Raw genomic sequence first — 4,717 nt, forward strand, 5'->3', positions numbered from 1 at the left:
GACCGATGCGGCCCCGACCCGGCGGGGAATCCGCCCGAGAGGTACGCGCCGTTCCACGTCTCGACCGTACCGGTCACCGCGACCGCCCCCGGATCGTTCTCCCATATCTTCTCGACCCCGCTCCGTATCCGCATGTGAGACGGAATGGGGTCGAGAAGATGGAGAGGAGCGAGAGATCGGGGGTTGACGGGGAGCTGAATAGCGAGTTAGTTATAGAGGTATGCAGATTGCGACGATGACCGGCTCGGCTCTCGAGCGAGCGCTCAAGGCACTGGCGAGCGCCCGTCGTCTGCAGATCCTCGAGTGGCTCAAGGATCCGGTCGCCCACTTTCCGCCGCAGGAACACGGTGATCCGGTCGAGCACGGGGCCTGCAACATGTACATCACCGACAAGCTCGGGGTGAGCCAGCCGGCCGCGTCCCGGCACATGAAGGTCCTGCTCGATGCGGGCCTCGTGATCGCCACACCGCGCTCCGGGTACGTCTACTACCGCCGCGACGAGCCGGCGATCCAACAACTCAAGGCCGACCTGGCCGATGTCTGAAATGAGCAGCATGTACCCGTCACTGAAGAACAAGGTCGTCGTCGTCACCGGAGCCGGTGGCGGCATCGGACGCTCGATCGCACGCCGATTTGCGGACCAGGGCGCCATTGTCGTCGTGAACGACGTCGATTCCGAGACGGCCGACGAGGTCGCGCAGTCGATCGTCGCCGACGGGGGAGTGGCGTCGGTCTCCGTCGCCGACGTCTCGAACGGCGAGCAGGTCGCGGCCATGTTCGACGACGTCGTCGAGCGCCACGGAACCGTCGACGTGCTGGTCAACAACGCGGGTCTGGTCTCGCCGATGCTCCACTTCTTCGAAGCCGACGAGGCGTGGTGGCGCAAGATCCTCGACGTCAACCTCACCGGTCACTTCCTCTGCTCGCATCGTGCGGCGCGGATCATGGCCAAGGCCGGTGGCGGGAGCATCATCAACATGAGCTCCGGTGGGGCGACGCGGGCCCACCGTGCGTTCACCGCCTACGACGCCACGAAGGGCGGAATCGAGGCACTCACCCGAGCGATGGCGCTCGACCTCGGGCCGTACGCGATCCGGGTGAACGCACTGATGCCGGGCTCGATCGACACGTCGGGACTCGACGTCGAGCAGCGCACGCTGCGCGGCGAGAACGTGCCCCTCGGCCGCATCGGTGAACCCAACGACATGACCGGCGCGGCGCTGTTCCTCGCGTCCGACGATGCGTCGTACATCACCGGTGACGTCATCAAGGTCGACGGCGGAATGCTCGCCCAGCAACGCTCGGCAACCGTCGACATCATGCCGCCGAGCGACTTCCCGAAACTGGAGGATTTGTGATGACGAACTCGGAGAACACGCAGGGGACCATCCGGATCGGTGCCGACGTCGGCGGCACGTTCACCGACATCGTGATCGAGCGGGTCGATGGCACCTACGCGTCGACGAAGGTGCTCACCACCCATGACGCTCCCGAGCGCGCGATCCTCGACGGGCTCGAACGGCTCACCATCGACGAGGGCATCGAGCTCGCCGACGTCGAACAGTTCATCCACGGCACGACGCTCGCCACGAACGCGTTGATCGAGCGCCGCGGCGCGCACACCGCGCTCGTGACGACCGAAGGCTTCCGCGATGTGATCGAGACGCGTACCGAGAGCCGGTTCGAGCAGTACGACCTCGACATCGTGCTGCCGAAGCCGTTGATCGAGCGGCGGCACCGGCTCACGCTGTCGGAGCGTCGAGACGCCCGAGGGCAGGTCCTGATTCCCTTCGACGAGCAGGGTGCTGTCGAACTGATCGAGGGGATCGCCGACGAGGGATACGAATCGGTGGCGGTCGGGTTCATCCACAGCTACGTCGACGGCACGAACGAACGCCGCTTCCGCGACCTGTTGACGGACCGCCTGCCGCACGTGTCGGTATCGATCAGCTGCGAGGTGTCGCCGCAGATGCGCGAGTACGAGCGGTTCAACACCGTGTGTGCGAACGCCTACGTCCAGCCGCTGATGGCGTCGTACCTCGTGCGACTGCGCGACCAGCTGCGCGAGCGCGGCGTGGTTGCGCCGCTCTACCTGGTGCACTCCGGTGGTGGTCTGATGAGCGTCGAGAGCGCCGCCGAGTTCCCGGTCCGGCTGGTCGAGTCCGGGCCCGCCGGTGGGGCGATCTTTGCTGCCGATCTCGCCGCGCGCTACGGCCGGGACCGGGTGCTGTCGTTCGACATGGGTGGAACGACCGCCAAGATCAGCCTCATCGACGACTCGCGTCCGGCGACGGCGAAGACGTTCGAGGTCGATCGGACAGCGCGGTTCAAGAAGGGGAGCGGGATGCCGATCTCGATTCCCGTGATCGACATGATCGAGATCGGCGCCGGTGGCGGTTCGATCGCACGGGTCGACTCGCTCGATCAGATCCGCATCGGCCCGCACAGCGCCGGGTCGGAGCCCGGACCAGCCGCCTACTCCCTCGGCGGACTCGACGCGACGGTCACCGACGCCAACCTGCAACTGGGTCGGCTGCATCCCGACACGTTCGGGGCGACCGACATCGATCTCTCACCCGATCTCGCCGCCGAGGCACTCGTGCGCTCGGTCGGAACGGCGCTCGGACTCGACGCGACGACGGCCGCGATCGGTGTCGCCGAGGTGGTCGACGAGAACATGGCGAACGCCGCCCGCGCCCACGCCGTCGAGAACGGCAAGAACCTCGGCGGCTACACGATGATCGCGTTCGGGGGTGGCGCCCCGTTGCATGCGGCCAGGCTGATGGACAAGCTCGGTCTCGACGAGCTGATCGTCCCGCCGGGAGCGGGGGTCGGCTCCGCGATCGGCTTCCTCGTCGCCCCGTTCTCGTACGAGGCGGTCCGCAGTTTCTACACGTCGACGACCGATTTCGACGTCGCCGGGTCGAACCGGGTGCTCGCCGAGTTGACCGACGAGGCGATGTCGTTCGTGCGCCAGGGCACCCCGAGTGAGGTGACGGTGGAGCGCCAGGTGTCGATGCGTTACGCCGGGCAGGGCTGGGAGATCCCGGTGATGCTCGACGAGGACTCGACGTTCGACGACTTCGCCGCCGAGCTGCTCTCGGCCAAGTTCACCAAGGCCTATGAGGAGTTCTTCGGTCGGGCGATCGACGACCTCGCGATCGAGACCGTGAGTTGGTCGGTCCGGGTGTCGTCGGTGGTCCCGCTGCGCGACCGTGTCGCATTGTCGGCCGGGGGTGACACCGTCCCGCCGTCCGAGTCGAGTCGCGAGGCGTACGACCCCGTGACCGGTGAGGTCGTCGCGACCCGTCTGTTCGACCGCGAGTCACTGCATCCGGCGATGACGATCGACGGGCCGGCGATCATCGCCGAGCGACAGACGACGACGGTCATCGCATCCCATCACCGCTGCAGCGTCCAGCCGGACGACTCGCTCCTGATCACCCGACGCCCGGAGGTGGCGGCATGAGCCCGAACACGATCCAACGGTCCGACACCGCCCGCACGCTGCACAACCAGGTGATGTGGAACCGCCTCATCTCGGTCGTCGAGGAACAGGCGCTCGCCCTCGTGCGCACCGCGTTCAGTACCTCGGTGCGCGAGGCCGGCGACCTCTCGGCGGGCGTCTTCGACCCGGACGGTCGGATGATCGCCCAGGCCGTCACCGGCACCCCCGGCCACGTCAACACGATGGCCGCCGCGGTCCCGCACTTCATCAACGACATCGGTCCCGAGCGGATCTTCCCGGGCGATGTGTACATCACGAACGATCCCTGGAAGGGAACCGGCCACCTCCACGACATCACGGTCTGCACGCCCGTCTTCCGGCCGCTTTCCGACGACACGGGCACGACGACCGAGACACTGATCGGCTTCTTCGCCTCGACCGCGCACGTCGTCGACATCGGCGGACGCGGCTACGGACCCGACGCCAAAGAGGTCTACGAGGAAGGGATCAACATCCCGATCATGAAGTGGGCCGAGCGCGGGAACCTCAACCGGGACCTCGTCAACATCGTGCGGGTCAACGTCCGTGAGTCCGACCAGGTGATCGGTGACATCCACGGCCTGGCCGCCTCGAACGAGACCGGCCGTCGCCGTCTCCTCGACATGCTCGACGAGTTCGAGATCGACGACCTCCGTGACCTCGCCACGTTCGTGTTCGAACGGACCGACGCCGCGATGCAGCGGGCGATCGCCACGGTCGAGCCCGGCGTCTACCGCAACGAGATGGTCGTCGACGGCTACGGCGAGCCGGTCACGCTCGCCGTCGCGGTCACGGTCACCGCCGACGGGATGCACGCCGATTTCACGGGCACGTCGCCCGTGTGTCCGCTCGGGATCAACGTCCCGCTGGGCTACGCCCACGCCTACTTCACGTACGGGATGCTCGTCGCGCTCGCCCCCGAGTTGCCGAACAACTACGCATCGTTGGCAACCTTCACGGTCAGCGCACCCGACGCCGTCATCCTCAACGCCAAGCATCCAGATCCGGTCGCCGTCCGGCACGTGCTCGGACACTTCGTCACCGACCTCTGCCTCGGAGCGGTCGCTCAGGCGATCCCGCATCGCGTCCCGGCCGAAGGCGCCGGGGCACTCTGGAACTTCCAGGCGAGCGCCCGATCGTCCGACCCGACCGACCCGCGGCCGCCCGTCGAGATCCTGATGTTCAACAGCGGGGGGACCGGTGCTCGACCCCGCCTGGACGGTCTGACGT

At 67.2% G+C, this 4,717-nt stretch carries 4 protein-coding genes; all 4 read left to right on the forward strand.

Annotated elements, in window-relative coordinates:
• Nucleotides 1-235 precede the first annotated feature (235 nt).
• Nucleotides 236-544, forward strand: a complete 309-nt coding sequence (locus WBV89_RS11800; RefSeq protein ID WP_423981549.1) for an ArsR/SmtB family transcription factor — start codon at nucleotides 236-238, stop codon at nucleotides 542-544.
• Nucleotide 545: 1 nt separating this feature from the next.
• Entirely contained in the window at nucleotides 546-1,358 is an 813-nt protein-coding gene (locus tag WBV89_RS11805) for an SDR family NAD(P)-dependent oxidoreductase (RefSeq protein ID WP_423981550.1), read from the forward strand.
• Nucleotides 1,358-3,469, forward strand: a complete 2,112-nt coding sequence (locus WBV89_RS11810) for a hydantoinase/oxoprolinase family protein (protein WP_423981551.1) — start codon at nucleotides 1,358-1,360, stop codon at nucleotides 3,467-3,469. The genes WBV89_RS11805 and WBV89_RS11810 overlap by 1 nt, the downstream gene beginning before the upstream one ends.
• The coding region (locus WBV89_RS11815) for a hydantoinase B/oxoprolinase family protein (protein WP_423981552.1) at nucleotides 3,466-4,717 on the forward strand (1,252 nt) is incomplete at its 3' end. The genes WBV89_RS11810 and WBV89_RS11815, both read left to right, overlap by 4 nt.

The organism is Ilumatobacter sp., assembly GCF_049588435.1.
GTDB lineage: Bacteria > Actinomycetota > Acidimicrobiia > Acidimicrobiales > Ilumatobacteraceae > Ilumatobacter_A.

Bases quoted from the DNA above. Each gene is read 5' to 3' on its own strand.
- WBV89_RS11810 (WP_423981551.1), top strand. From the start codon at position 1,358: ATGACGAACTCGGAGAACACGCAGGGGACCATCCGGATCGGTGCCGAC.
- WBV89_RS11800 (WP_423981549.1), top strand. From the start codon at position 236: ATGACCGGCTCGGCTCTCGAGCGAGCGCTCAAGGCACTGGCGAGCGCC.
- WBV89_RS11805 (WP_423981550.1), top strand. From the start codon at position 546: ATGAGCAGCATGTACCCGTCACTGAAGAACAAGGTCGTCGTCGTCACC.